Origin of the sequence: Nocardiopsis sp. MG754419, from assembly GCF_018207095.1 — a bacterium.
GTDB lineage: Bacteria > Actinomycetota > Actinomycetes > Streptosporangiales > Streptosporangiaceae > Nocardiopsis.
The window spans coordinates 27114-53682 of record NZ_QOCZ01000025.1 but is presented as its reverse complement, the minus strand read 5'-3'; the positions used below and the strand labels follow the sequence as shown (position 1 = coordinate 53682).

Genomic DNA, 26569 nt, shown 5'->3' with positions numbered 1-26569 from the left:
TATCTGGCCCTGATGGTGGGGCGCACCGTCGCGGACCCGACCGGTCCACCGGCCACGGCACCCCACCTCCCACGAGCGAACCGGCTGGGGGAGCGTGAACGTGACGGACGTCCGAGGACCCGAAGCAGGTCCCCTCACGGCCGTGTTCCGACAGCGAGAGCCGCTGCGTCCCCCCGGACCCCCACCGCGCGTGGTCGGTCTCGACGGTCGGACGCACACCCCCGGTGAGGCGGTACCCGCCGAACACGTCCGTCTTCACCAGGCCTTCCTCGGCCGGATCATCGACTACCTGTGCGCCGACGCCGGGGTACGCCAGTTCGTCGACTGGGGCTGTCCCGTCCCCGGCACCGCCGATCGTGTCCGTAGCGTCGACCCCGACGCCACCGTCGTGCACATCGCCCCCCAGGGTGCCGCGGGTGTCCTGGTCGCCCCCGACCACGCCCCCGTCCTGCCCGGCGACGGGGTGGGCTCCGAATCCCTCCTGCGCCGACTCGACACCGGCGGGCTCGTCGACCTCGACGAGCCCGTCGCCGTGTTGATGACCCGCACCTTCTGCGCCGACTCCCCGCCCACCGGCCTGGACGCCCTCCACCGGCTCATGCGCGGCGGCGGCTACCTGGCCCTCACCTCGACGGCCCCCCGCGTCGAGGTCGAACGCGCCTTCGCCCCCTTCCGCCCCCTGGAGCCAGGGGTCGCCGACCTGGCCTGGTGGCCCTACCCTGACGAGGACGTGGCCGCCGAGGGCAGCGGTGTCCTGGCCGGACTGGGCCGTGCGCCCGGACGAGGAGGGGGAACGACACGATGGCGGTGAACTGGAACGGCGAGATCCTCGCCCAGATGCAGTTCTACTGGGACTTCTCGCTGTGGCCGCGTCTGGAAGGTCTCACGGACGAGGAGTTCTACTGGGAACCGGTGCCGAACTGCTGGACCGTGCGGCAACGCGCGGACGGACGCCACGCCCCCGACGGCGCCTATCCCGAACCCGACCCGCCGCCGTTCACCACCATCGCCTGGCGCCTGGGCCACATCATCGTGGACGTGCTGGAGACGCGGATCAACTGGCACTTCGGTGACCGCACCGCGAACCGTGACACCATCGACTGGCCCTCGACCGCCGCCGAAGCGCGTCAACGCCTGCGCAACGCCTACCTGACCTGGTCCGAGCACGTGGGTCGACTCGACGACGACGACCTGGCCTCACCCGTGGGCGGCGCCGAGGCGGCCCAGTGGTCGGAGTTCCCGCTGGTGGTGCTCGTGCTGCACCTGAACCGCGAGTTCATCCACCACGGTGCCGAGGTCGCCCTGACACGTGACCTGTACCGCGCCGGCTACGCGGCGATCAGCGAGCGCTCGGCCTAAAGGCCCGGGGAGTACGGGGCTCGTGCTCTTTTCGGGCCTCCGCTGCGCTTCGGCCGGTGTTCGGGCACCCCACGGCACGGCGGGAACCTTCGGGCCCTTCGATGGGAGGGATCGTTCCTCGCGATCCCACCTCCGGCACCTCCACGGGTTTTCAGGGAGCAGGGCTCGCCGGCGCCCGAACGCACACCCCCTCGGGCAGGGGTCTGCGCGTCCACTGACCCCCTGAGGTGCGCGTCCTGCGCGTACCCAGAACTTCCGCGTGGCATGGGGGCTGCGTGTCCACGCAGCACCCCCTGGATCGCGGGTCCTGCGCGTCCATGAACCCCTGGGGAGAGGGGGACCAACCCCCTGTGGTCCGGGGACCGCGGGTCGGTCGAGGGCTCTCTGTGGTGGGACCGGCGGGTGCTAGATCACCTTCATGGGATCCACCCGCACCTGGGCCAGGTGTTCGTCCCGGCGGGCGCTGCGGGCCACCGCCGCGGCCTTCAGCGTGCGTGCCAGCTCGCCGATGCCGTGGCGCGGGACCCGTAGCAGCGCCCGTTCTGTCTGATGCGTGCCGTCCTCCGCCGTCTCCGTACCGACCGGCACCGGCCCCAACAGCTCGGCCCCCTCGGGGAGGGCGATCTGCTCCAGGAGTTCGCGGACGTGTTCGGGGCCGCCGGTGATGGAGGCCATCGACATCGCGGGCGGGAAACCCAGTTCGCGCCGTTCGGCCAACTCCCGTTCGGCGAAGCCGCCCGGGTCCCACCGCACCAACGATTGCACCACCGGCAGTACGGCGTCCGCCGACACCACCACGGTGCCGCCGGGGCGGACCAACGCGGAGGCGTTCAACCACCGGCGCAGGGTCTCCTCCGAGGCTCGCAGGTCGGCCCGGTTGAGCAGCGCCCACCCGTCCAGCAGGACCGCCGCCGCGTATCCGCCCCCCTTGACCACGGGTTCGGCCCCCGGTGTGGCCACCACCAGCGCGGGTTTGTCGGCCACCTCGGTCAGCACCTCCTCGCGCCCCGAGGTGCGCACGGTCAACGCGGGGAAGGCCCGACCCAACTCCTCCGCGGTTCGTCGGGCGCCGACCACCACCGCGCGCATGCGGGTGACCCCGCACTCCGGACAGGCCCACTGTCCGGCCACACGGCCGCACCAGCCGCACGAGGGCAGTGCGTGCGAGCCGCGTACGGCGAGCGGGCCACGGCAGCCGTCACAGCGGGCGGGTTCGCGACACCCCGCGCAGGCCAGGCTGTTGAGGTAGCCCCGGCGGGGCACCTGGAAGAGCACCGGCCCCACCCGGGCGGCCTCGCGGGCGGAACGCAGCGCCACACTCGGCATGCGCGCCGAACGGGCGGCCTCATCGCGGGCCAACTCACGGTCGTCCCCGGCCGCGCGCACCACCGGGGCGCGTCCGCGCAGGGTCGCCCGATCGGCGATCAGTGGGTGCGCCCACCCCGTCTCCACCAGGATCTGGGCCTCGGTGGTGCGGGTGTGGCCGCCGATGAGCGCGCCCGCCCGTGCCCGGTGCGCGCGCATGGCCAGGACCGTGCGGGCGTGCGGATAGGGGGCGTGCGGATCCACGTGCACGTCGTCGCCGTCATCCCAGAGCACCACCAGGCCCAGGGACCGCACGGGCGCGAAGACGGCGGCCCGGGTGCCGACCACCACCCGCACCTCGCCGCGCAGCACCGACAGCCATCGCCGGTACCGCTCGGCCGGTCCGAGGTCGGCGGTGAGCGCCGCGTGCCGGCCCTCGCCCAGGTGACGGGTGAGCGCGGCGTCCACACGGGCCACGTCCCGGCCGTCCGGCAGAACGATCACGCTGCCGCGCCCCGCGGCCAGGGCGGCCTCGGCGGCGACCGCGATGCCGTCGGTCCAGTCGGTACCGGGCAGGGCGTTCCAGACCGCGCGGGCCGGGCGCCCCTCGCGCAGGGCCCGTACGAAGGCGGGGCCCTCCGGATAGGCGTCCCAGGGGCCGGGGTCCACGTCGAGGATCGCGGCCTCCACGGTGTCCTGCACCACGGTGGGGTCGCCGGGATCCGCCGCGAGGGCACCGGACTCCGGCGCGTCGGTCGGCGGGCCGGGGCCGTCGTCCGTCGTCTCCGGGGGCGTGATGGGGTGCGTGTCGTTCTCCGGGGAGCCGGTGTCCGCCCCTCCGACCTCGGCCACGGTGGTCTCTTCGAGCGAGGTGCCGTCGGCGGTTCCGGCGTCGGCGGGCGCCGCCCCGCGAACTCCGAACTCTCCACCCGCTCGGCCAGGAAGCCGGCGAGCAGGCGACCGTTGAAACGCACCTTCACCCGACAGCCCGGTACCGCGGCCTCGTCCTTGTCGGCGGGGACCCGGTAGTCGAAGTAGCGGTCCAGGTGCGGCAGCGGAGTGTCCACGATGACACGCGCGATCGGGAGCCGGTCGGCGGGCCTGCGCGGGGCGGGCCGACGGCTTCGGGCGGAGGCGGCCTTCGCCTTCGCCGTTTCCTTCGGTTCCCGCTTCGGCAGGTCGAAGAGGACCGCTTCGGGCTGGTCGGGCTGCGCTGTCATCACTCTTGGTCTATCAGATGCCCACGACAGAGCCGTGGTGCGCGGAGTTCCCGCGTGGGCGCGTTCCCGGTGGGGAGTGCGGTAGAACAGTGACCCGTAGTCACCGTCGAGGGGGAATGGTCGAACATGAAGCTGGTCTTTGCCGGTACGCCCGAGGTGGCGGTGCCCTCGCTGCGGGCCCTGATCGACTCCGATCACGAGGTCGCCGCCGTGGTCACCCGGCCCGACGCCCGGTCGGGCCGCGGGCGCAAGGTGTCGGCCTCACCGGTCGCCGAACTCGCCGAGAGCGAGGGGATCGAGGTCCTCAAACCGGCCAAGGCCGGGGACCCGGCCTTCCTGGAGCGCCTCGCCGAGATCTCCCCCGACTGTTGCCCGGTGGTCGCCTACGGCGCGCTGTTGCCCCAGTCCGCCCTGGACATCCCCGCCCAGGGCTGGGTGAACCTGCACTTCTCCCTGCTGCCGGCCTGGCGCGGCGCCGCCCCCGTCCAGCACGCCGTCCTACACGGTGACGACGTCACGGGCGCCTCCACCTTCCGGATCGTCAAGGAGCTCGACGCGGGCCCCGTCTTCGGCACGCTCGCCGAGACCGTCCGGCCCACCGACACCAGCGGCGCCCTCCTCGACCGACTCGCCGAGTCGGGGGCCGGGCTGCTGGTGCGCACCATCGACGGCATCGCCTCGGGCGAGCTCGACCCCGTCCCGCAGCCCGAGGCCGACGTCTCCTACGCCGGCAAACTCACCCCCGCGGACGCCGAACTCGACTTCACCCTGCCCGCGCTGCGTGTGGACCGCGTGGCCCGCGCCTGCACCCCCGCGCCCGGCGCCTGGACCACCTTCCGCGGCGCCCGGCTGAAGGTGGGGCCGGTCCGTCCCATCACCGACGCCGACCGCCCCGACCTGGACCCGGGCCATCTGCACGTCGACAAGAAGCGTGTCCTGGTGGGCACCAGTACCCACCCGGTCGAGCTCGGTGAGGTCCGTCCCGAAGGCAAGAAGGCCATGCCCGCGGTGGACTGGGCCCGTGGTGTGCGTCCCACCGAGGATGACAGAATGGGATGATGACCTGGCGTAGTCTCGATGCCGGCGGGCGCGGGTGAGCGCGCGCCGGCACACGTCCCCGGCTTGTTGAGGCAGAGCACACGTTGAGCGAGCAGTCCCGTTCCCAGAACCGTCGTCCGAGTCGGGGTGGAAAGCCCCGGCAGGGCGGGCACCGGTCCGGGCCGCCCCAGCCCCGCGACCCCGCACGCAGGGTCGCCTACGACGTGCTGCGCGCGGTCGAGCAGCGGGACGCCTACGCCAACCTGCTGCTGCCCGCGCTGCTCAACGAGCGCGGCATCCACGGTCGAGACGCCGCCCTGGCCACCGAACTCACGTACGGGACGCTGCGCAGGCAGGGCACCTACGACGCCATCCTGCAGACCTGTGTGGACCGCACCCTGGCGTCGGTGGATGCCGAGGTCCTGCCGCTGCTGCGGATGGGCTCCCACCAGCTGCTCTCCACCAACATTCCGCCGCACGCCGCGGTCGGCGAGACCGTGGACGTGGCACGCAAGGTCGTGGGCCACCATCGCTCCCGGTTCGTCAACGCCATCCTGCGCAAGGTGAGCGCCCGCGACCTCGACGCCTGGCTGGAGATCGTCGCCCCCGATCGGGACCGCGACCCCAGTGGTCACCTGTCGGTGGTGCACAGCCACCCGCGCTGGGTGGTCAAGGAGTTGGCGCGCGCCCTGGGGGAGCGGGCCAAGGACGCGGGCCTGCCGCGCACCGAGGAGCTGCTCCGGGCGCACAACGAGCGCCCCAAGGTCACCCTGGTGGCCAAACCGGGTCGGGCCAAGGTCGCCGACCTGGAGGAGTCGGGCGCCGAGCCGGCGCGGTACTCGCCCTTCGCCGCCTACCTGCCCGAGGGCGACCCCGGGGCCATCCGCGAGGTGCGCCAGAACCGGGCCGCGGTCCAGGACGAGGCCAGCCAGCTGGTGGCACTGGCCCTGACCCGGGTCGACCCCCACGGGAGGGACGCACGCTGGTTGGACCTGTGTGCCGGCCCCGGCGGCAAGGCCGGGTTGTTGGCCTCCCTGGCCGGTCAGCGCGACGCCCGCCTGGTCGCCTCCGAACTCCAGCCGGCCCGCGCCGGGCTGGTCGCCACCGCCGTGCGCCGGGCCCCGCGCGACGCCGGGCGGGCGATCGCCGCCGACGGTACGCGACCCGCCTGGAAGCCGGGGGCCTTCGACCGGGTCCTCGCGGACGTGCCCTGCACCGGCCTGGGCGCCCTGCGTCGCCGCCCCGAGTCGCGGTGGCGGCGCGGCCCCGAGAACGTCACCGCGCTGGCGCCGCTCCAACGCGAGCTGCTCACCAACGCCGTGGAAGCCGCGCGTCCCGGCGGTGTGGTCGCCTACGTGACGTGTTCGCCGCACCTGGACGAAACCGACGCCGTCGTCCAAGGGGTCCTGGCCGAACGCGAGGACCTGGAACTGCTGCGGGCCCCCGACTACCTCGACGAGGTCCCGGACCTGGCCGCCGGGCCGGAGGGCCGGTACGTCCAGTTCTGGCCGCACGTCCACGGCACCGACGCCATGTTCTTGGCCCTGTTCCGCAAGGCCGCCTAGCGTTCCGGTCCGGATCCTGCCCCACTCCGAGAGCCGGAACCGGACCGAACCGGACGTAGCGGATCTACTTCGTAAAGGTGAAGGTTCGTTACGGATCGGTGCAAGTGTCCCGATGGGCCGGTCGCGGTTGGAGCTGGATACACTGCTGACGTGGCAATTCAGATCTCTCCCAGCATCCTCAACGCGGACTTCGCCCACCTGGCCGACGAGGCCGCGGCGGTGCCCACCGCGGACTGGCTGCACGTCGACGTCATGGACGGGCACTTCGTCCCCAATCTGACGCTGGGCCTGCCCATCGTGGAGTCCCTGCTCAAGGCGACGCCCACACCGTTGGACTGCCACCTCATGATCGAGGATCCCGACCACTGGGCGCCCGCCTACGCCGAGGCCGGTGCCGGCAGTGTGACCATTCACGCCAAGGCCGCCAACGCCCCCGTGCGCACCCTGCGCGAGATCCGTCGGCACGGCGCCCGCGCCGGCCTGGCGCTCAACCCCGCCGAGCCGGTCGAACCCTACGCCGACCTGATCGGTGAGATGGACATGCTGCTGCTCATGACCGTCGAGCCCGGGTTCGGCGGACAGAAGTTCCTTGACCTGGTCCTGCCCAAGATCCGTCGCGCTCGTGAGATGCTGGACAGCAGGGAGGCCTCCGTCTGGCTGCAGGTCGACGGTGGGGTCGCCGACGAGACCATCGAGCGCGCCGCCGAGGCCGGTGCCGACGTCTTCGTCGCCGGATCGGCCGTCTACGGCGCACAGGACCCTTCCGTCGCGGTCGAGTCGCTGCGGGCCCAGGCCCGCAAGGCGAGCGGCCGGGACTAGAACCGAAGAGACCATCTCCGAAGGGGCGCGGCCGCCCGCACCCACCACCCCGGTGCGGCCGCGCCCCGCCTCTTCGCCCGTAACGATCTCGGCGCCCCCCGGTGTGGGCCTGGCCGGCGCACCGGGCCGGCCCCTATGCTTCCCGCCGTAGTCGTCGATCTTTCGCTTGGTCGCGGCTCCGTCTTCTCCTGCGCGGCCGCACGCGACCGGGGGAGCGGCGTGGCGTGAGCGCGTTGCCAGGCGCGGACCCATGGGAGTACGCGTGCACGACCAGCAGTCGCCCCTGGACACCCTCTGGAACGTGGAGAGCGGTGTCATCCGCTGGTTGCAGGGGGCCGGCGACTGGCTCGCCGTTCCCTTGGGGGGCCTCACCCACCTGGGTTCCCAGGGCGTGTTCATCGTGCTGGCGGCCGTGCTCTTCTGGTGCGTGAATCCGAGCCTGGGCGGCCGACTCATCGTCGTGGTCATCGCCTCCGGGGTCCTCAACAACCTCCTCAAGTCGATCTCCTACACACCGCGCCCCTACTGGTTCGACGCCCGGATCACCGGCTACCAGCACCACGCGAGCTTCGGGATGCCGTCCGGACACAGCCAGGCGGCCATGGTCGTCTGGGGGTACCTCGGGATCCGGTCGGGCCGCCGGGCCCTCATGTGGGCGGCCGGCGTGGTCATCCTGCTCGTGGCCTTCTCCCGGATCTACCTGGGGGTCCACTTCATCAGCGACGTGGTGGTCGGGTTGACCCTGGGCGCCCTCATCGTGTGGGCGACGCTGCGCTACGAGGACCGTGTACTCGCCTGGTGGCGTGGGTTGGACACCACGCGCCGGCTCACCTACCTGTCCCTGGCCGCCGTGGTGCCGTGCGCCCTCGCGACGACCTGGCAGCTCGGTGTGCGGGGCGCGTGGGTGGTCCCCACCACCGAGTGGATCGGCGCCACACCCGCCGATCCCGCCGGACACTCCCTGGCGGGGCTCTACACCGCCTGTGGGGGGCTGTTCGGCAGTGTGCTCGGCCTGACCCTGCTGTACGGGCGGGGCTGGTACAGCGCCGAGGGTAGCGTCGTCGCGCGGGTGGCCCGCTTCGCCCTGGGCATCTCCGTGGTGGCGCTCATCGCGGCCCCGACGGAGCTCCTGTTCGGTGGTCTGACGGGGGTGACCGACGGTCTGGTGTCCTTCGTCGTGTACGGCGCGCTGGCGTTCTGGGCGACCTACGGTGCGCCGCGCCTGTTCATCGCGAGCGGGCTGGCCACCACGGCGCAAGAGGCGGAGTCCGCCGACCGCCGGTGACACCGCTCACAGCGGCTAGGTGTCCGGCCGGCACAGGGGTTAGGATCGAAGACGTTCAGCTATCGAACGCGTGCTCCGGGGTCGGTGAAAGTCCGAACCGGCGGTGACAGTCCGCGACCCGGCCGAGTCCATCGGCCGGTTGAACCGGTGGAATTCCGGTACCGACGGTGAAAGTCCGGATGGGAGGCAGTACGCGTTGGGACGGTGGTGAGAGGCGTCGCCCATGGGCGTACCCTCGCGCACGCGTCTCCGTCGTGGAACCTTTTCTCCACACCCTTTTCCCCGGAGCCTGACACAGGCGAAGGGACGTAGGGCATGTTCACCGGAATCGTGGAGGAACTCGGCGAGGTCGTCGCCGTCGCACCGGCCGGAGCCTCCGCCGAAGCCGTTCTGCTCACCGTGCGGGGCCCGCTGGCGAGTTCCGACGCCCGGCACGGTCACTCCATCGCCGTCAACGGCGTGTGCCTGACCGTCGTCGAGCTCGGTGACGGCACCTTCACCGCGGACGTCATGAAGGAGTCCCTGGAGCGGTCCAACCTGGGTTCGCTCACCCCCGGATCGCCCGTCAACCTGGAGCGCGCCGCCCGCACCGACGGGCGCCTGGGCGGCCACATCGTCCAGGGTCACGTGGACGGCACCGCGGTCCTGCTGACGCGCGACCCCGGCGAGAAATGGGACGTGCTCCGTTTCGCCCTGCGGCCGGAACTCTCCCCGTACGTGGTGGAGAAGGGCTCCATCACCGTCGACGGCACCAGCCTCACCGTCTCCGCCGTCAGCGCGCCCGGGGCCGCGGAGGAGTACTTCGAGGTCAGCCTGATTCCGGCCACCCTGGAGGCCACCACGCTGGGTCGTCTGGCGGTCGGTTCCGTCGTGAACGTCGAGGTGGACGTCATCGCCAAGTACGTGGAGCGCATCACCGCCGTCTCCCGTGCCCGTGCCGCGGCCACCGACCCCGCCTGACCACGCCCGCGCCGCCGGGCGGCGCGTCCCCGGGCGCGGACCCGACGGCCGCGACCCCTCACTCACCACCGACGCACTCTCAGGGAGCGGGAATGACCGTCACCGACACCACCCCGTCCACCGACGTCTCCGGCACCGAGGCGACCGTGCTCCTCGACCCGATCGAGGACGCCGTCGCCGCGTTCGCCGCCGGACGCGCCATCGTGGTCGTGGACGACGAGGACCGGGAGAACGAGGGCGACATCATCTTCGCCGCCGAGCTCGCCACCCCCGAACTCCTGGCCTTCATGATCCGTTACACGTCCGGTGTGGTGTGCGTGCCCATGGAGGGCGCCGACCTCGACCGGCTCGACCTGCCCCTGATGACCGCGCGCAACGAGGAGAGCCTGCGCACGGCCTACACCGTCACCGTCGACGCCCGTGAGGGTGTGTCCACCGGGATCTCGGCCGCCGACCGTGCCCACACCATCCGTCTGCTGGCCGCCGGGGAGAGCACCCCGGCCGACTTCGTGCGCCCCGGCCACATCCTGCCGCTGCGCGCCCGCGCGGGCGGTGTCCTGGCCCGTCGCGGCCACACCGAGGCCTCGGTGGACTTCGCCCGTCTGGCGGGACTGCGCCCGGCCGGGGTCCTGGCCGAGGTGGTCAACGACGACGGCACCATGGCCCGTCTTCCGGAGCTGCGCGCGTTCGCCGACGAGCACGGCCTGACGCTGGTGTCGGTGGAGCAGTTGGCCGAGCACCGTGCGGCGCTGGGGGAGAGCCTCACCGCCGAGCAGTCCGCCCCGCCGCTGGTCACCCGCATGGTCGAGACGCGCATGCCGAACAGGTTCGGTGCGTGGCGCGCGATCGGGTTCCGCGGCACCACCGACGGCGCCGAGCACGTGGCGTTGGTGTTCGGCGACCTGACCGACGGCACCGACGTCCTGACCCGCCTGCACTCGGAGTGCCTGACCGGGGACGCGTTCGGTTCCCACCGGTGCGACTGTGGCGCCCAGTTGGACGCCGCCATGGCCGAGATCGCCGAGGCCGGTCGCGGGGTCGTGGTGTACCTGGGCGGTCACGAGGGGCGGGGGATCGGTCTGCTGCACAAGCTGCGCGCCTACAGCCTCCAGGACCAGGGCGCGGACACCGTCGACGCCAACCTGCGGTTGGGCATGCCCGCCGACGCCCGCGAGTTCGGTGCGGGCGCGCAGATCCTCACCGACCTGGGGGTGTCCTCGGTACGGCTGCTGACCAACAACCCCGTCAAGGTCGAGGAACTGGACCGGCATGGGGTGCGGGTGAGCGAGCGCGTGGCCATGCCCACGTTCGTGACCGAGGACAACGTCGCCTACCTGCTGACCAAGCGGGACCGGATGGGCCACGACCTGGCCGGCGTCGTCCGTTAGGACCGGGGCGGGGAAACACCGGGGGTGTTCCCGTGTCCGGGTAGCCGGCGGACACGGCCGGCCGGAGCCCGCACGCCCGGGCACCCCACGATCGACCAGGTGCGTCGCGGTCGAGCCCGCGGCACATTCGTCAACTGCGAAGGAAGGCCGTTCATGAGCGGTACAGGACGCCCGGAACACGAGCGGGTCGAGGCCCGGGGTCTCTCGGTGGGCATCGTCGCCACACGGTGGAACGCGCCGATCGTGGAGCCGATGCTCGCCCACGCGCTGGAGACCGTCAAGGAGTCGGGCGCCGCGGAACCGGTGGTGGTGCACGTGGCCGGCGCCGTGGAGATCCCGGTCGTGGCGCAGGAGTTGGCCCGTAAACACGACGCGGTGATCGCCCTGGGCGCGGTCATCCGTGGTGGCACCCCGCACTTCGACTACGTGTGCCAGTCGGTGACCCACGGTCTGACCGAGGTGGCCCTGCGCGAATCCACCCCCGTGGGCAACGGTGTGCTCACGTGTGACACCCTGGAACAGGCGCGTGACCGCGCCGGCCTGCCGGGAAGTGTCGAGAACAAGGGCGCCGAGGCTGCGCTGGCCGCCCTGGACACGGCGGTGGCCCTGCGCGGGCTGCGCCGCTGAACCACACCCTCCTCGTCGGTACGCGCCGCAGTCGATTCCCCTGAGGACCGTGTGGACACGGATGGAGCAGTTGGTGCGGACGAAGGAACACCCTGTGGATGAGGCATCGATGAGGCCCGAAACCCCGAGGACCTGGCGTCCTCGGGCGGTGCGCTGGGTCGCCTACGCGTTGGGTGCGTTGATCGTGGGCACCATGGTGGTGCTCGCGGTGATCCTGCCGGTGGAGTGGCGTGCGCTGGACCGGGTGCTGGTCGTGGGGCTCGGGTTGGCCATCGCCGCCGGCCTGCACATGCTGGCCCGCCCGCGGCTGATCGCGACGGAGCGGAACGTGATCGTCATCAACGGGATCCGGACCCACTACCTGGCCTGGCCGGAGGTGCTGGACATCCGGATGCCGGTGGGGGAGCCCTGGCCGTCGTTGGACCTGTCCGACGGAACGTCGCTGCCGGTGATGGGCATTCAGAGCACCGACGGTGACCTGGCCCGACGCAACCTGGAGGAGTTCCGGGCGATGCTGGGCCGTGGTGAGGCCTCCGAGCCCGAACGCCCCGCGTAGGCGCCGACGCGGGGCGTGGCGCGGTCCGCGGTGACCGGTCCCGTTCGTAGGCGCGACCGAATCGAGCCCCCGTTTCCTGGAGGAACGGGGGCTCTTCTGTGTGGTCCTGGGCACATAGGTTGGTACGGAGGCCCACGGATGTCGGGACCCGCCCGCCGTCACGGAGTCCGGAAGAGGTGCCGCGTGCGTGATATCCGAGCGACCGTGTCCGAGTTGTACGCCTCGGGTGAGACGTTCGCGGTGGCCACGATCATCGACACCGACAAGAGCGCTCCTCGGGACGCGGGGGCGGCCATGGCGGTGAGCGCCTCCGGTGAGGTGGTCGGAAGCCTGTCGGGTGGGTGCGTGGAGGGCGACGTCTACGAGGAGGCCCTGGAGGTCATCCGGACCGGTGTGCCGGTGCGCCGCACGTACGGGGTGAGCGACGAGGAGGCCTTCAGTGTGGGGCTGACCTGTGGCGGCACCCTGCACGTGTTCGTGGAGCCGGTCGACCGGGGGACCCACCCGCGGTTGGGTGCGGTGCTGGACGCCGTCGAGGACCACCGGCCGGTCGCGGTGGCCACCATCGTCTCCGACCCCTCGGAGGCCGGGCGGGTGGGCCGACGCCGGGTGGTGTGGCCCGACGACGCCGAAGGCGATCCGGGACCGGGCGGGGGCCGCCTGGCCGACGCACTGGACGACGACGTGCGCGGCATGCTGGCCCAGGGCGCCACCGGGGTGCTGCGTTACGGCGTGGACGGGCAACGGCGCGGCGACGAACTGGAGGTGTTCGTCCAGTCGTTCGCCCCCGCGCCGCGCATGCTGGTGTTCGGCGCGATCGACTTCGCCGCGGCCGTGGCGGATCTCGGCGCCTACCTGGGCTACCGGGTGACGGTGTGCGACGCCCGTCCGGTGTTCGCCACCGCCAAGCGTTTCCCCACCGCCGAGGAGGTGGTGGTCAAGTGGCCGCACGTGTTCCTGGACGAGATCGCCGACCAGATCGACGGGCGCACCGCGATCTGTGTCCTGACCCACGACCCCAAGTTCGACGTTCCGGTGCTCACACGGGCACTGAACACGCGGGCCGGGTACATCGGGGCGATGGGGTCGCGTCGCACGCACGGGGACCGGCTGGAGCGGTTGCGCGAGGCCGGCGTCGAGGAGGCGGCGCTGGAGCGGTTGCACTCGCCCATCGGACTGGACCTCGGCGCCCGTACCCCGGAGGAGACGGCGGTGTCGATCGCCGCCGAACTGGTGCGGAACCGGTGGGGCGGCAGCGGCCGCGCGCTGAGCGAGACCACGGGTCGTATCCACCGTGACACCGCCCCGGCCTCGTTGCTTCCGGCCGGATTCGGTCACCTCCGGGAGTGAACCGAAACGCGCGGTCCGGCGAAAGGCCTGGTCAGCATGGTGATGCCGCGAGCGGGCGAGGGGACAGGGCGACCACCTGGCGAAGGTGGCCCCTCCGCGGCACCGGTGCGTGACATCATCGCGGCATGGCAACTGGGGAAGTGGAGGGCCGCGCCGCCGAGGGCGCGGGGCCGGTCGCCGGGATGTTGTTGGCGGCCGGTGCGGGGAGCAGACTCGGGCGCCCCAAGGCGCTGGTGGAGCTGGGCGGGGAACGTCTCGTCGACCGTGGGGTGCGCACCCTGGAGGCGGGCGGCTGTGCCCCCGTCATGGTCGTGCTGGGCGCCGCCGACACCACCGTCGACGACGCCGTGACGGTGCACAACCCCGACTGGGCCTCCGGTATGGGCTCGTCGGTACGCACCGGGATCGACGCGCTGCCCGACACGGTCGACGCGGTTCTCATCGCTCTGGCCGACCAACCCCTGGTCACCCCCGAGGCGGTGCACCGTCTGGTCGAGGCCTTCGAACAGGGGGCGCGGGCCGCGGTGGCCACCTACCACGGCAACCCCCGCAACCCGGTGATGCTCGCCCGCGAGCACTGGTCCACGGTGTACTCCATGGCCGAACGCGACATGGGCGCCCGCCCCTTCCTGCGCGCCTACTCGCACCTGGTCACCACGGTGGCCTGTGACGACATCGCCAGCCCCGAGGACATCGACACCGTCGAGGACCTGGCCCGGCTCAACGAGGTGTTCGACCGGGCCTGACCCCGCTCACGCCCCCGGTGCCGCGTGCCCGACCGTGGTCGCCCGGTCCGCGTGCGCGCCGTGTACGGGCTCGGCGAGGATCCCGAAGACCCGCTCCACCGCCTCGCCCGGGGCCAGGACCAGCAGGTCGGTGCCGCTGTTGAGGGCGTCGGGCGGGCAGGTCATGGGTTCGGCGGCCAGGTGGGCGCGGTGCGCGTCACCGCCCAGGGTGTCGGCGCTGAACAGTTGCAGCCAGTCGTAGCCCGGGCCCGCCCACAGGGCCACCCGGTGGTCGGGACCGCCGAGCCGCACCCAGGCCCGACCCCGCGCGTCCCGCGTCAGGTCGGTGAAGGCGGTGTCCAGCACCGTGGAGCCCAGGTCGCGACCGGGTCGGCGCAGGTCGAACCCACCGCCCGCCACCGGTTCGGGTGCGCCCCGAGGGATGAGGTTCCCGTCGGTGGGCTGGCTGTGGTCGGCGTCCGCCGACACGGTGAGCTCGCCGCGCGCGGAGAGTTCGTCCAGGGGCCGGCCGAGCGTCAGGTAGGGGTGGAAGCCCACCCCGAAGGGCGCGTCCCCCGTGCCGGTGTTGAGCGCCCCGAGCGTCACGGTCAGTCCGTCCTCGGCCAGGCGGTACTCGGCGGTCAGCTCCAACGGGAAGGGGTAGCCCGGGGTGCCGGTGAAGGCGAGCCGCAGCGTCACCGCGTGTTCCTCGACCCGGACCGGTGACCACTCCAGGGCGTGGGCCAGTCCGTGGATCGCGGACCCCGTCGCGGCGTCGTCGACCTCCAGGCGGTAGTCGGCGCCCTGGAACGTGTACCGTCCCTCGGCGACCCGGTTGGGCCAGGGGGCCAGCAGCTGCCCCTGGAACGCGAGCGGACCCCGCTCGCGGGTGTAGGGCCACACCAGATCGCGGTCGTGCCAGGTGAGCGCCTGCAACCCCGCACCGATCCGGTCCACGCGCGCCCGGTAGTCACCGGAGCGCAACTCGAACGCCTCGCCCACCTGTCCGCCTTCCTCGTCACGGTCCGGCCACCGCCGAACCCGGCGATCTTAGCGTGTGGCGCGTGCGCCGGCGGCGGGCCCGGAGCGACTCCGGATCCGCCGCCGGTGCTGGCCCGGTCGGTGCGCCGGGCGGGGCCGCGCATCGTGGCTCAGCCGAGGAGGCCGTCCAGCGGAATGAGCACGCCCGACCCCAGGGCGAGCAGGCCGGTGGACAGCAGAACGACGAGCATGAGGATCGAACCGCCCACGGCCAGACGGAACGCGGCCAGCCGGCGGCGTGCCTTCACCTTCTCCCTGGCCGAGGTGCGTCCCAGGTACAGCAGTGCCAACGACAACAGCACGGGGAACCACCAGGCCGCGCCGATCCCGCCGGGCAGCAGGCCGGTGAGGGCGGACGCCCCGTCACTGACGGGGTTGGCGCTGAAGTCCAGCAGCCCCGTGTAGGCGTCCACGACCACCGGGCTCTCGGGGAAGAAACCCTCCTCGGGACGGAGGGCGCGGCCCAGGCCGTCGACCAGCCCCACCAGGGCCGCAGGGTAGGCGAACCGGCGACAACGTCCGGCCCGCATGGCGCGCTGGATCTGCCCCATGGTCCGATCGACCCGACGGGAGTCGCGCTCGCGCCGCCGCTCCTGCCGACGCCGTTCCTTGGGTGTGACGGCCTCCTGCGGACGCGTGGGGTCCTGGGGCGCCGCCGGGTTGTCGGGGCGGGTGGCCGCCTCGGCGCGGCGCTGTCCGACCGAGCCCGCGCGTTCCTTCGTCGCGTCCCATCTCGCCCGGGCCGAACCGGCCAGGGAGGCCCACCGGTCCTGGCGGCGGGCCCGACCGTCGGCGCGCTCGCGTGCGGTGATCAACCCGCCGACGCGGTCGGCCTCGGGCAACAGGAGTAGTGCGGTGAGCATCGCTCCGCGAGAGGCGAGGGGGTCGCCGCCGTCGCGCAGGGCGGCGCGACGCTGTTCCACCCACCAGGGGGCGCCGGGAGCGGCGCTGCGCTGCTGCGGGTGCCAGGACTGGCGACGCAGCAGCGAGCGGTGCCGAGAGGACGCCTCGGAGACCAGTACCAGTTCCACGGCGCGGGCCCAGGTGGTGTCGATCTCGTGGCCGGCGGGGCGTCGGGGAGCGTCGGGTCCCGACCCCACCACGTCGTCGAGGGTCTCCTGGACACGGCGCATCAACAGCGGTACCTCGTGCTGGACCCGCTCCAGGAGCGCGCACCGACCCGAACCGCCCGAACGGCAGGTGGGGTGCGGACACCAGTGCTGGGAACCCAGGCCCACCACACCCGACTCGACGGCCTCCCGCACGACCGCGTGCCGGCTGGCGTCGCCGGTGGCCAGGGACAGCAGCCCGTCGGCGCTGATCTCGTGGCCCCGGAACCGCGGCGGCATGCCGGGTACGTAGCGGGCGGCCAGGGCGCTGATCGCCACGTGCGCCAGATCGGGGCGTTGGTCCAGACCGGTGAGGTAGGAGCGGTCGAAGGTGTAGTCGTTGACCTCGCGGTCGAGCCAGGTGCGCAGCTCCGACCAGTGGCTGCGCAGCCACAGGGCCCCGGTCTCGGAACGGTCCAGCAGGTCGAAGGCCAGGCTGGGCGGGTCCTCGTGCGAGGCACCGGCGAACACGATGGGGCGCAGCCGCCGTGCGGTGCGGATCGGCGGGCGCTCACCCGCGAGCCACGCGGCGACCTCCTCGTGGCCCCAGCGGGCGGAGGGGGCGAGGGTGAGCAGCCCCTTGGCCAACAGCCGCCAGCGCTCGTCGGTGATCGCGGAGATGTCGATCTCGGTGTTGCGTGCGGTCAGCCAGTTGCCGCCGCGATCGGGACGACGGCCGGTGACCAGTTCGTGCACCATCACGCCCAGCGACCACCAGGCGGCGGGCGCCTCGCGACGGCCCTCGATGACCTCGGGGGCGGCGTAGTCCTCGGTGACGGCCTGTCCGCCGTACACCCGGCTCATGGTGGCGCGGACGGCTCCACCGAAGTCGGTGAGGGCGACCACCGGCGGGTCCAGCGAGCGGACCAGCAGGTTCTCCGGCTTGACGTCGGTGTGGTTGTGCTGGAGCTCGTTCTGCCAGTGGTCCAGGCAGTCGGCGACGGCGCGCACCACGGCGCGGGCGTGTGCGTCGTCCAGGGGCGAGGCGTTGATGACCTCGCGCAGCGTGCCCTGGGAGAAGTACTCCTGAGACTCCCACGCCAGGTCCTCGCCCCAGGAACTGGTGGCCGTGCCGTAGCCCTCGATCGCTGGGGTGTACGGGGAGGCGGTGCCACGGGCGCGCAGTCGGTCCAGGAGTTCGCGGTTGATGTCGTGCCCGGGCCGGTACACCTTCAGGGCGAGTTCGCGCCCGGGGGAGTCGGTGGGTTCGACCAGGTACACGACCGCCTCGCCGCCCGCGCCGAGTCGGTCCAGGACCTGGTAGCGGCGGCGCAGTTCGGCGGGCACGGCGTAGTCGAGATCGCCCGCGGGGCCGATGACCACGCGTGAGACCAGGCGGGCCAGCCGATCCAGCAGCGGTCCGAAGAGCACCCGCCACCAGGGGGTGCGGCCCGGCCCCTCGGCGGAGGGGAGCGGCCGTCGGCCGCTGGACACGGGCCGTTGCACGCGGGTGGCGCCGTCCGGTCCGGGGTCGGCCTGGTCGGCGCCGGCGGGCGGGACCACGCGTGTGGCGTCCTCGCCCGCAGGGGGCACCACGCGGGTACGGTCGGCGCCGCCCGGGGGCACCACGCGGGTGGGGCCCTCCTCGGGGGGCGGCTCCGGTGGTCGGGTCGCCCCCGGTCGGAACACGCGCGTCACCCAGCGCGTGGCCCCCACCGCCGGATTGACGCGGGTGGTGGGTGAGACGGGGTCGATCCGTTGCGTCGGTGAATTCTCGTCACCGGGGTCGGGCGTGACCATGGAGGCCGCAGCCACCCTTCGATCGGCGTTGCTGTACGGGCGTCCGGGGGAGGGACTTTCCCTTCCAGACTAGGTCGTACGCGTGCCTGATCGGAGGGGTACGCGTACCCCTGCCCGTGGAGGCGTGAGCGCCCCTTCCCCCGTTCACCGGTTGGACTCCGCCCGCGCCGCCGGAGTTCCGGATCCGACCGGTCGATTTGCGGTCGGGGGCTCGTGGGGGGAGTGGTGCCACGCCGTTCGGCGGCGCGAACCGGTGGAACCGGTGGTGCCGGGCGCGTTCGGGTCGTCGCGGCTCAGTGTTCGCCGCGCGGGGTGAGGCCGAGCGCCAGGCAGGACTCCCGGTACATGCGCACGACCTCCTTGCGGATCTGCGCGCGCTCGGTGAGCGGCGCGCCCCAGGGGATGCGCACGGTGCTCTCGACCCCGTCGACGGTCACCACGTAGTCACCGCCCTCGCCGTCCAGGTCGGTCATCCGCGCCGCGGTGGCCTCGGGGCGCCCGCCCAGGCCACGGCAGATGATGAGGGTGTCCTCGGGGTGGTCGCCGTTCATGTGGCCGGTGACGGCGGCGACGACCTCGGGGGAGAAGGGGTTGCTGGGCACGGCGGAGTCTCCTGACGGGAGTGGGCGCACGAAAGACGGGGGAGGGCCGGGTGGGACCCTCCCCCGCCGACGATATCCGAGGCCTCACAGGGTTCTGACGTGGTGTCGTCAAACCCGGGGCGGTGGCCGCTCCCCCCGGGGCGGCCACGCTCGGACGTCGTCACCCGGAACCGAGGTTCCGGGCCGTCCCGGCCGACGGCGGTGGATGGGCGCCGGGTCGGGACGTTCCCCCGTGTGCGTCGCTCAGGCCTGGCGGGTGAACTCGGCGTCGATGTCGATGGTGATCTTGTCGCCGACGACCACGCCGCCGCCGTCCATCGGCATCTCGATGTCCACACCGAACTCCTTGCGGCTGATGACGGTGGAGGCGGCGAAACCGGCGCGGTCCAGGCCGTAGGGGTCGACGGTGGAACCGTTGAACTCCAGCTTCAGCTCGATCGGGTGGGTGTTCTGCTTGATGGTGAGCTCGCCCTTGAGGACGAAGTCCTCACCCTTGGCCTCGACGCCGGTGGAGCGGAAGTGGAACTTCGGGTGCTGGTCGGTCTCGAAGAAGTCGGCGGACCGAATGTGGTTGTCACGGTCACTGTTGTCCGTGTTGATGGAGCCGGAGTCGATGTCGGCCTCGACGGTGGCCTGGGTGGGGTCCTCGGGCACGGTGAGCGTGGCGTCGAACTTCTCGAAGCGGCCACGGACCTTGCTGACCATCATGTGGCGGACGGAGAAGCCGACGATGCTGTGGGCGACGTCGATCTTCCAGGTGCCGGGCTTGAGTTCCTGTGCGGCCATGGTGTCTCTCCCTAAGTGCTGGTGACCCGGATCGGGGGTCAACTCTCTATCCAGTAACAAGGTAGCTCAGAAATATCTTCCTGGGAAGTATTTTAGGCACTCGGGACTGTGAAGGCAAGCCCCGACCCCTAGAATCGAGCCATGGACAAGGCCTGGCTCGACCCCGACGAACAGCAGGTCTGGCGCTGTTTCCTGCGGATGAACTCCTCGATCTACGACGAGCTCGAGCGGGACCTGCGCGGCCGGGACGGGCTCTCGCTCACCGAGTACGGCATCCTCGCCCACTTGTCGGAGGTGCCGGGCCGGCGCATGCGCATGCGCACCCTCGCCGACACCGTCATCGTCTCCAAGAGCCGTCTGTCCCACCAGATCGGGCGCCTGGAGCGCGACGGATACGTGCGTCGGGAGGCGTGCGCCGACGACCGGCGCGGCTTCTGGGCCGTGCTCACCGACCAAGGCGCCGAGGCCTTGGAGAAGGCCGCGCCCGGACACGCCGCGCGCGTGCGCTCCCTCGTCTTCGACCGCCTCACGCCCGAGCAGGTCGAGCGGCTGCGCGAGATCGTCACCGCCCTCGGCGGCGCCCCCGAGGAGTAGGCCGGCGGCGTGGGATCGCGAGCCCGAGGAGGCCACGGCGCGCGTCCCGCGAGGCGCGCGCCCGGGTGTGCCGGCGACCCGGGTGGAACCCGCTGTCACGGGGGACCCGGTCCTGTTCACGGCCATTTCGTGCTTTTTCGGCGAACCGTCGGCCGGCGTCGTCCTCGCCTGTGAAGCTGGAGGTGGGGCGGCACGTCCGTGAGGTGCCGCCCTCACAGGGCGGCCGTCCGCGGCCGGAGGAGGGGAGAGGTCACATGATTCTGTCCGAGAGGCGTTCCCATGACGGACATACACCCCGGGTAGAGTCGGAACCCGTGAGCAGACCATCCATCATCGGCGCCCAGAACTTCCGTGACGACGACGGCAGCGCCGACCCGGTAGTCGAGGCCCGGCTGCGCGACCACGCCGCCGGTGAGGTCGGCGACCGCCAGGTCCTGACCGCGCTCAGCGACTCCCGGGTGCTCATCCCGGTCGTGTCGGTGGCCACCGAGACCGAGGAGGGCGTCGGAGGCCTCACCAAGGACAAGAACAGCGAGGTCGCCATCCCCATCATGACCGGTAAGGACGGTCGCCGGGGAGTTCTCGCCTTCACCTCCGTGGACGCCGTGCGCCGTTGGCGCGCCGATGCCCGACCGGTTCCGTTCACCACCCGGGACGCCTGCCAGGCCACGCTGGAGGAGGAGGCCGACGCGTTGGTCCTCGACGTCTCCGGGCCCGTGCCGCACACGATCCAGGGTCGGTTCCTCACCATGCTCGCCGAACAGGGGACCGTCCCCGAACCCAAGGACGACCCGCAGGTGCTGGCCATGATCTACCGGGTGACCCACACCGAGTTCGGCATCGAACGCGTGCGCATCCACGCCTCCGACCAGGCCGACATCGGCATTCGGCTGGAGTTGGACGAGCGTGACGACGAACCGCTGCGTCGGCTCGCCGAACGCCTGTCCACCGAGCTCCGGCACATCCTGCCCGGTGGCATCGAACTCAGCGCCGTGGTGCGCGCCCAACGCGACGAGCGGTGACCGGGGGCGGCGCCGGTCCGACCCCCGCCGCGTTGTCCACAGGCCGGCGAAAGTGCTGTCGCCCGAGGGCTCGGACGGGTAGTTTCCGAACATGTCCACCCCCTCGGCGCTCACCCTGACCCCGACCCTCTGGTCGATCCCGGCGGCCCTGCTGCTGGGACTGGCCGGACTGTGGGTCGGACACGCCACCAGTCGTCTGGTCCGCCTCTTCGGCCCGGCCCGTCCACACGCCGAGCCGGTCCGTGCCGCGCCCTCGGGCGTCACGGATCTCCCAGGTCAGGACAGTGCCACACCGGAGCCCGACGCCGGGGAAGGCGCGCTGGACGAGCACGACGTCGGACCACCCCCGCCACGCTGTCCGCACTGCCACGTCGCACTGTCCTTCCTGCGCGGACTGCCCGCGGTGGCCGACCGCGACTTCCGGCGCCGTGGCCGCTGTCCGCGGTGCGCACAGGACGTGGCCCCGCACCGGTCGACGACCGTGGCCACCGTCGTGCTCTTCGCCCTGACCGGTGCGGCCTTCCCGCACCACCTGCCCGACTGGTCCCTGTTCGGACTGGCCGCGGTGCTCTGGTTCGTGGCCCTGGGCACCCTGCTCTCCGCCATCGACCTGCGGGTGATGCGCCTGCCCGACGCGGTCGTCGGCCCGGCCTACCCCATCGCCGGACTCCTGCTGGCCGCCTCCGTCCTGACGCCGCCCGGCGGACCGGACCTGTACCGCGCCGCCCAGGCCCTGGTGGGCATGGCGCTCATCACGGTTCTGTACTGGTCCCTGTGGCGGGTGCACCCGCGCGGGCTCGGTTTCGGCGACGTCAAACTCTCCGGGCTCACCGGCCTCTACGCCGGCTGGGCCGCCGGGCCGGTCGGCGCGCTGGTCGGTGCGTTCTGGGCGTTCGCGGCCTTCTCCGTGGTCGGTCTGGTCCTGATGGCGCTGCGCAGAGCCACCCGCACCGACCCGCTGCCGCTCGGACCGTTCATGATCGCGGCGACCCTGGCCACCGTCCTCGCAGGTCGGCCACTCCTCCCGTAACCCGACTCCCGGGTGCCACTCCGAGTCGCGATCCGTGGGAGGATCGTGCACATGTTGCGTTGGCTGACCGCGGGGGAGTCCCACGGACCTGCACTCGTCGCGATTCTGGAGGGCCTTCCGGCCGGTGTGTCCGTCACCTCTGACGACATCGCCGCCGCGCTGCTCCGCCGCCGCGCCGGGTACGGTCGAGGCGCCCGGATGAAGTTCGAGAAGGACCAGGTCTCCATCATCGGAGGCATTCGACACGGCCTGACCCAGGGGGGACCGGTCGCCGTCGAGGTCGGGAACACCGAGTGGCCCAAGTGGGAGAAGGTGATGTCACCGGACCCGGTTCCCGCCGAGGAACTGGACGGTGTGGCGCGCAACGCGCCGCTCACCCGGCCCCGCCCGGGACACGCCGACCTCGCGGGCATGCAGAAGTACGGGCACACCGAGTCCCGCCCCATTCTCGAACGGGCCAGCGCCCGCGAGACCGCGGCGCGCGTGGCCATCGGCGAGGTCGCCCGGCGTTTCTGCCGCGACGCGTTGGGTGTGGAGATCCTCAGCCACGTGGTGTCCATGGGCCCGGTCGCCGTGCCCGAGGACGCGCCCGAACCGCGCCCGGAGGACCTGGACGCGATCGACGCCGACCCGCTGCGCTGCTTCGACGCCGCCACCAGCGCCCGCATGGTCGAGGAGGTCGACGACACCAAGAAGACGGGGGACACCCTCGGCGGTGTGGTCGAGGTCCTGGCCTACAACCTGCCGCCCGGACTGGGCAGTCACGTGCACTGGGACCGTCGTCTGGACTCCCGCCTGGCCGGTGCCCTCATGGGGATCCAGGCCATCAAGGGGGTGGAGGTCGGTGACGGCTTCCGCACCGCCGCCCGGCGTGGGTCGCGGGCCCACGACGAGATCGAGCCCGGTCCCGACGGGGTGCGCCGGCGCACCAACCGCGCGGGTGGTGTCGAGGGCGGCATGACCACCGGAGACCCGCTCCGGGTGCGCGCCGCGATGAAGCCCATCGCGACCGTGCCCCGGGCGCTGGACACCATCGACACCGAGACCGGCGAGGCCGCCCAGGCCCACCACCAGCGCAGTGACGTCACCGCGGTCCCCGCCGCCGGTGTGGTCGCCGAGGCGATGGTGGCGCTGGTCCTCGCCGAGGCCGCCATCGAGAAGTTCGGCGGTGACTCGGTCGCCGAGACCGCCCGCAACCTCCAGGGGTACCTGGACGCACTCGAGATCCGCTGAGACGGGGACGGTCCGCCTCGCCGAGGGCGGACCGTCCCGTGTTCACGGACACAGGGCGGGTCCGTCGCGTGCGGGCCGGTGCACTGTCCTGCGGCCCGATGCGGCCCTCGGGGCCTCGCGCGGCACCTCGTGCTCCCCTCGCGATGAGGGGCGCCGTCACCGTCCCGGTCGACGAGCGGCCGGGTGGCGGCGTGCTCCTCCGTGCCGGGTCGAGCGCCCCCGAACGCGGCTCCGTGCCCCGCCGTCCGGTCCGTGCCCCGAGCGCACGACCCCCGCGCGGCGCACGTCGGAGCACCTGAACCGGCCGCTCACCGGACACGTGGGGACGGTGCGTCTGCTAGACAGGAAGACGTACGTGACCGACGGTGTTCCCCGCACGCGCGGGGAGGGCACGCCGTCGGATCCTCACTCGGACAGACCATCGGAACGCTCCTCGCGCGAGGAGCGGCACCCCCATAGGTAGGCAGAGCGTGGCAAGAGCGATCGCGGTGCTCATCGGTTCGCCCGGATCGGGCAAGTCCACCGTCGGAGAGGCGTTGGCCCGCCGGCTCGGAGCGGACCTGTTGTGCACCGACACCGAGATCGAGAAGCGCGCGGGCAAGCCCATCGGTGACATCTTCATCGAGGACGGCGAGGCGCACTTCCGGGCACTGGAGCGCGAGGTCGTCGCCGAGGGCCTGCGGGCCTGGGAGGGGGTCATCGCGGTCGGTGGCGGCGCCGTCCTGGACGAGGACACCCGCGAGGACCTCGCCGAGCACCACGTGGTCTACCTCCAGGTCGACTTCGGGGAGGCCGCCAAGCGCGTGGGCATGGACGTCGCCCGCCCGCTGCTGTCCGGCAACCCCCGCACGCAGCTGCGCAAGCTGCTCAACGAACGCCTGCCCGTCTACGAGGGGCTGGCCTCGGTGACCGTGCCGACGACCGACTACCACCCCGAGGAGATCGTGGACACGATCGTCTCCTCGCTGCCCGGAAAGGCCGACCAGTGACCGTGACCCGGATCGGTGTGGGTGATCCCACCGGCCACTACGACGTGCTGGTCGGCGAGCACCTGCTGAACGAGTTGCCCGCCCTGGTGGAGGGCGCCGCCCAGGTCGCGGTCATCCACCCGGAGGGGCTCGCCCGGGTCGCCGAGGACGTCGCCGCCGCGCTGCGGGCCGGCGGGTACACGGTGCGCCCGATGCCGGTGCCCGACGGCGAGGCCGCCAAGACCTCCGCCGTCGCCACCGACCTGTGGTCGCGTCTGGGCTCGTTCAACTTCACCCGCAGCGACGCCGTGGTGGGGGTCGGTGGCGGTGCCGCCACCGACCTGGCGGGTTTCGTCGCGGCGACCTGGCTGCGCGGTGTGCGTTCGGTCCTGGTCCCGACCACGCTCCTGGGCATGGTCGACGCCGCGGTCGGCGGCAAGACCGGCATCAACACACCGGAGGGCAAGAACCTGGTGGGGGCCTTCCACCCGCCGGCCGGCGTCCTGTGCGACCTCACCACCCTGGAGAGCCTGCCCAAGGCCGACTACATCGGTGGTCTCGCGGAGATCATCAAGGCCGGTTTCATCGACGACCCCGTCATCTGCGACCTGGTCGAGGACGACCCCGAGGGCGCCACCACCCCCGGCGGCGCGCACACCCGGGAACTCATCGAGCGCGCCGTCCGCTTCAAGGCCGACGTGGTCTCGGGCGACCTCAAGGAGAGCGGTCGTCGGGAGATCCTCAACTACGGACACACTCTCGGGCACGCCATCGAGCGGGCCGAGAACTACACCTTCCGGCACGGCTACGCCGTCGCCATCGGGATGGTCTTCGCCGCCGAACTGGCCCGACTCGACGGGCGCATCGACGAGGCGCTGGTGCGGCGTCACCGCGACGTGTTGGCCTCGGTGGGCCTGCCCACTTCCTACACCGCCGACTCCTGGGAGGCGCTCCGCGCGACCATGAGCGTGGACAAGAAGGCCCGTGGCGCCACCCTGCGCTTCGTGGTCCTGGACGGCCCGGCCACCCCGGCCATCCTCAGCGGTCCGACCCCCGCACTGCTGGACGAGGCCTTTCGTGCGGTCGCGGGCGGCCCCCGAGTCCCGCAGAGCCACTAGACTGCGAGAAAGGCGGGGAGTGTCCGCAGGCCGGGAACGTACCGGCCACAGGGCCCACGCCTCGCCCCATCGATCACCGACCGGACCAGCCAGTCCGGTCTCCGACGTGTCAGACCCCTTGGAGAGACGACCGAAGTGGCCACGACGAACGACATCAAGAACGGCACGACCCTGCGACTCGACGGGGGTGTTCTCTGGAACGTCCTGGAGTTCCAGCACGTCAAGCCGGGCAAGGGCGGCGCGTTCGTCCGCACCAAGCTGAAGAACGTCCTCACGGGCAAGATCGTCGACAAGACCTTCAACGCCGGTTCCAAGGTCGAGTTCGCCAGCGTGGACCGTCGCGACATGGAGTACCTGTACCACGACGGTGACTCCTTCATCTTCATGGACACCCAGACCTTCGACCAGATCCCGGTGCCCGAGTCCGTGGTCGGTGACGCCCAGGGCTTCCTGCTGGAGAACACCAAGGTCACGGTCGCCACCAACGAGGGCAACCCGCTGTACATCGAGATGCCCGCCGCCGTCGAGCTGGAGATCACCCAGACCGACCCGGGCGTCCAGGGCGACCGCTCCACCGGCGGCACCAAGCCCGCCACCCTGCAGACCGGCGCCACCATCCAGGTGCCCCTCTTCGTCACGACCGGCGAGCGCGTCAAGGTCGACACCCGCAACGGTGACTACCTCGGGCGTGTCAACTGATGAGCGGTGCACGACGCAAGGCTCGTCGGCGCGCGGTGGAGGTCCTGTACGAGTCCGAGGTGCGCGGCATCACGGTCGAAGACGTCATCAAGCGCCGCCGGGCCCAGCCCGAGCCGCCGATCAACGAGTTCACCGAGCGCCTCGCCGCCTCGGTGGACGAACGCCGTGGGCGGATCGACGCACTCCTCGACGAGTACGCCATCGGGTGGACCCTGGAGCGCATGCCGGTCGTGGACCGCAACATCCTGCGGATGGGCGCCTACGAGCTGCTGTGGGCGGAGGACATCCCCGACGGTGTGGCGATCGCCGAGGCGGTCGGGGTGGCCAAGGAGCTGTCCACCGACGAGTCGCCCAACTTCATCAGCGGACTTCTGTCTAGGCTGATGGAGAACAAGTCGACGCTCTCGCTCTGAGTGCCCACCGGGGTGGA

Annotated in this window: 25 protein-coding genes, 1 pseudogene and 1 riboswitch; of the genes and pseudogenes, 20 read left to right on the top strand and 6 right to left on the bottom strand. The window is 72.1% G+C overall.

Annotation, left to right across the window (positions count from 1 at the left end):
• Nucleotides 1-142 precede the first annotated feature (142 nt).
• Nucleotides 143-811, top strand: a complete 669-nt coding sequence (locus DSY14_RS07695) for an SAM-dependent methyltransferase (protein WP_374223991.1) — start codon at nt 143-145, stop codon at nt 809-811.
• Nucleotides 802-1359 carry a DinB family protein gene (locus DSY14_RS07690; RefSeq protein WP_211715773.1) on the top strand — a complete coding sequence of 186 codons (558 nt, stop codon included), beginning with the start codon at nt 802-804 and terminating at the stop codon, nt 1357-1359. Before DSY14_RS07695 ends, DSY14_RS07690 begins: the two co-directional genes overlap by 10 nt.
• A gap of 405 nt (nt 1360-1764) precedes the next feature.
• Here DSY14_RS07690 and DSY14_RS07685 read toward each other — a convergent pair whose 3' ends face one another.
• Nucleotides 1765-3516, bottom strand: a complete 1752-nt coding sequence (locus DSY14_RS07685) for a primosomal protein N' (protein ID WP_374223992.1) — start codon at nt 3514-3516, stop codon at nt 1765-1767.
• A gap of 50 nt (nt 3517-3566) precedes the next feature.
• Nucleotides 3567-3884 (bottom strand): annotated as a pseudogene (locus tag DSY14_RS29580) (primosome assembly protein PriA); the annotation flags it as partial.
• Between the two features lie 126 nt (nt 3885-4010).
• Here DSY14_RS29580 and fmt point away from each other — a divergent pair.
• The 10 genes from fmt to DSY14_RS07635 all read left to right on the top strand — a co-directional run bounded on the left by fmt (nt 4011) and on the right by DSY14_RS07635 (nt 14218).
• A complete protein-coding gene (fmt, locus tag DSY14_RS07680; protein ID WP_211715772.1) occupies nt 4011-4943 on the top strand; it encodes a methionyl-tRNA formyltransferase in 933 nt (310 codons plus the stop codon).
• Nucleotides 4944-5026: 83 nt separating this feature from the next.
• Entirely contained in the window at nt 5027-6487 is a 1461-nt protein-coding gene (locus DSY14_RS07675) for an RsmB/NOP family class I SAM-dependent RNA methyltransferase (protein WP_211715771.1), read from the top strand.
• 150 nt (nt 6488-6637) lie between these two features.
• A complete protein-coding gene (gene rpe / locus DSY14_RS07670) occupies nt 6638-7306 on the top strand; it encodes a ribulose-phosphate 3-epimerase (protein ID WP_211715770.1) in 669 nt (222 codons plus the stop codon).
• A gap of 262 nt (nt 7307-7568) precedes the next feature.
• Complete coding sequence (locus DSY14_RS07665) at nt 7569-8591, top strand: phosphatase PAP2 family protein (RefSeq protein WP_307851157.1); 1023 nt, start codon at nt 7569-7571, stop codon at nt 8589-8591.
• A gap of 66 nt (nt 8592-8657) precedes the next feature.
• A riboswitch (FMN riboswitch) is annotated at nt 8658-8788 on the top strand.
• Between the two features lie 118 nt (nt 8789-8906).
• Nucleotides 8907-9551: a riboflavin synthase gene (locus tag DSY14_RS07660; RefSeq protein WP_211715768.1), complete on the top strand. Its 645-nt coding sequence runs from the start codon at nt 8907-8909 to the stop codon at nt 9549-9551.
• A gap of 92 nt (nt 9552-9643) precedes the next feature.
• Nucleotides 9644-10939: a bifunctional 3,4-dihydroxy-2-butanone-4-phosphate synthase/GTP cyclohydrolase II gene (locus DSY14_RS07655; RefSeq protein WP_211715767.1), complete on the top strand. Its 1296-nt coding sequence runs from the start codon at nt 9644-9646 to the stop codon at nt 10937-10939.
• Nucleotides 10940-11092: 153 nt separating this feature from the next.
• Nucleotides 11093-11566 carry a 6,7-dimethyl-8-ribityllumazine synthase gene (gene ribH / locus DSY14_RS07650; protein ID WP_211715766.1) on the top strand — a complete coding sequence of 158 codons (474 nt, stop codon included), beginning with the start codon at nt 11093-11095 and terminating at the stop codon, nt 11564-11566.
• A gap of 94 nt (nt 11567-11660) precedes the next feature.
• Entirely contained in the window at nt 11661-12122 is a 462-nt protein-coding gene (locus DSY14_RS07645) for a PH domain-containing protein (protein WP_211715765.1), read from the top strand.
• A 183-nt stretch (nt 12123-12305) separates the two neighbouring features.
• A complete protein-coding gene (locus tag DSY14_RS07640) occupies nt 12306-13472 on the top strand; it encodes an XdhC/CoxI family protein (protein ID WP_211715764.1) in 1167 nt (388 codons plus the stop codon).
• 125 nt (nt 13473-13597) lie between these two features.
• Nucleotides 13598-14218 (top strand): NTP transferase domain-containing protein, encoded by a 621-nt coding sequence (locus tag DSY14_RS07635; protein WP_211715763.1) that lies wholly within the window; start codon nt 13598-13600, stop codon nt 14216-14218.
• Nucleotides 14219-14224: 6 nt separating this feature from the next.
• On the opposite strand, the gene DSY14_RS07630 is transcribed toward DSY14_RS07635, so the two are convergent.
• The 4 genes from DSY14_RS07630 to DSY14_RS07615 all read right to left on the bottom strand — a co-directional run bounded on the left by DSY14_RS07630 (nt 14225) and on the right by DSY14_RS07615 (nt 19475).
• Nucleotides 14225-15199 (bottom strand): aldose 1-epimerase family protein, encoded by a 975-nt coding sequence (locus DSY14_RS07630; RefSeq protein ID WP_211715762.1) that lies wholly within the window; start codon nt 15197-15199, stop codon nt 14225-14227.
• A 149-nt stretch (nt 15200-15348) separates the two neighbouring features.
• The gene (locus tag DSY14_RS07625; RefSeq protein WP_211715761.1) at nt 15349-18087 is read right to left on the bottom strand and encodes a protein kinase; all 2739 of its coding nucleotides are present in this window, start codon (nt 18085-18087) and stop codon (nt 15349-15351) included.
• 293 nt (nt 18088-18380) lie between these two features.
• Nucleotides 18381-18689, bottom strand: a complete 309-nt coding sequence (locus DSY14_RS07620; protein WP_211715760.1) for a DUF2470 domain-containing protein — start codon at nt 18687-18689, stop codon at nt 18381-18383.
• Nucleotides 18690-18932: 243 nt separating this feature from the next.
• Nucleotides 18933-19475, bottom strand: coding sequence for a YceI family protein (locus tag DSY14_RS07615; protein ID WP_211715759.1), 543 nt, complete (start codon nt 19473-19475; stop codon nt 18933-18935).
• Between the two features lie 141 nt (nt 19476-19616).
• Here DSY14_RS07615 and DSY14_RS07610 point away from each other — a divergent pair, with 141 nt between their 5' ends.
• The 8 genes from DSY14_RS07610 (at nt 19617) to nusB (ending at nt 26552) form a co-directional block, all read left to right on the top strand.
• Nucleotides 19617-20069, top strand: coding sequence for a MarR family winged helix-turn-helix transcriptional regulator (locus DSY14_RS07610; protein ID WP_211715758.1), 453 nt, complete (start codon nt 19617-19619; stop codon nt 20067-20069).
• A gap of 314 nt (nt 20070-20383) precedes the next feature.
• A complete protein-coding gene (locus DSY14_RS07605; protein ID WP_211715757.1) occupies nt 20384-21091 on the top strand; it encodes an SseB family protein in 708 nt (235 codons plus the stop codon).
• Between the two features lie 91 nt (nt 21092-21182).
• Nucleotides 21183-22121: an A24 family peptidase gene (locus DSY14_RS07600; RefSeq protein WP_211715756.1), complete on the top strand. Its 939-nt coding sequence runs from the start codon at nt 21183-21185 to the stop codon at nt 22119-22121.
• Nucleotides 22122-22172: 51 nt separating this feature from the next.
• On the top strand, nt 22173-23354 hold the full coding sequence (aroC, locus tag DSY14_RS07595; protein ID WP_211715755.1) for a chorismate synthase: 1182 nt from the start codon (nt 22173-22175) through the stop codon (nt 23352-23354).
• A gap of 488 nt (nt 23355-23842) precedes the next feature.
• Nucleotides 23843-24343, top strand: a complete 501-nt coding sequence (locus DSY14_RS07590) for a shikimate kinase (RefSeq protein ID WP_211715790.1) — start codon at nt 23843-23845, stop codon at nt 24341-24343.
• Nucleotides 24340-25440: a 3-dehydroquinate synthase gene (aroB, locus tag DSY14_RS07585; RefSeq protein WP_211715754.1), complete on the top strand. Its 1101-nt coding sequence runs from the start codon at nt 24340-24342 to the stop codon at nt 25438-25440. The genes DSY14_RS07590 and aroB overlap by 4 nt, the downstream gene beginning before the upstream one ends.
• Before the next feature lie 135 nt (nt 25441-25575).
• On the top strand, nt 25576-26139 hold the full coding sequence (gene efp / locus DSY14_RS07580; RefSeq protein WP_211715753.1) for an elongation factor P: 564 nt from the start codon (nt 25576-25578) through the stop codon (nt 26137-26139).
• Nucleotides 26139-26552: a transcription antitermination factor NusB gene (gene nusB, locus DSY14_RS07575; RefSeq protein WP_211715752.1), complete on the top strand. Its 414-nt coding sequence runs from the start codon at nt 26139-26141 to the stop codon at nt 26550-26552. The genes efp and nusB overlap by 1 nt, the downstream gene beginning before the upstream one ends.
• The last annotated feature ends 17 nt before the right edge of the window (nt 26553-26569 follow it).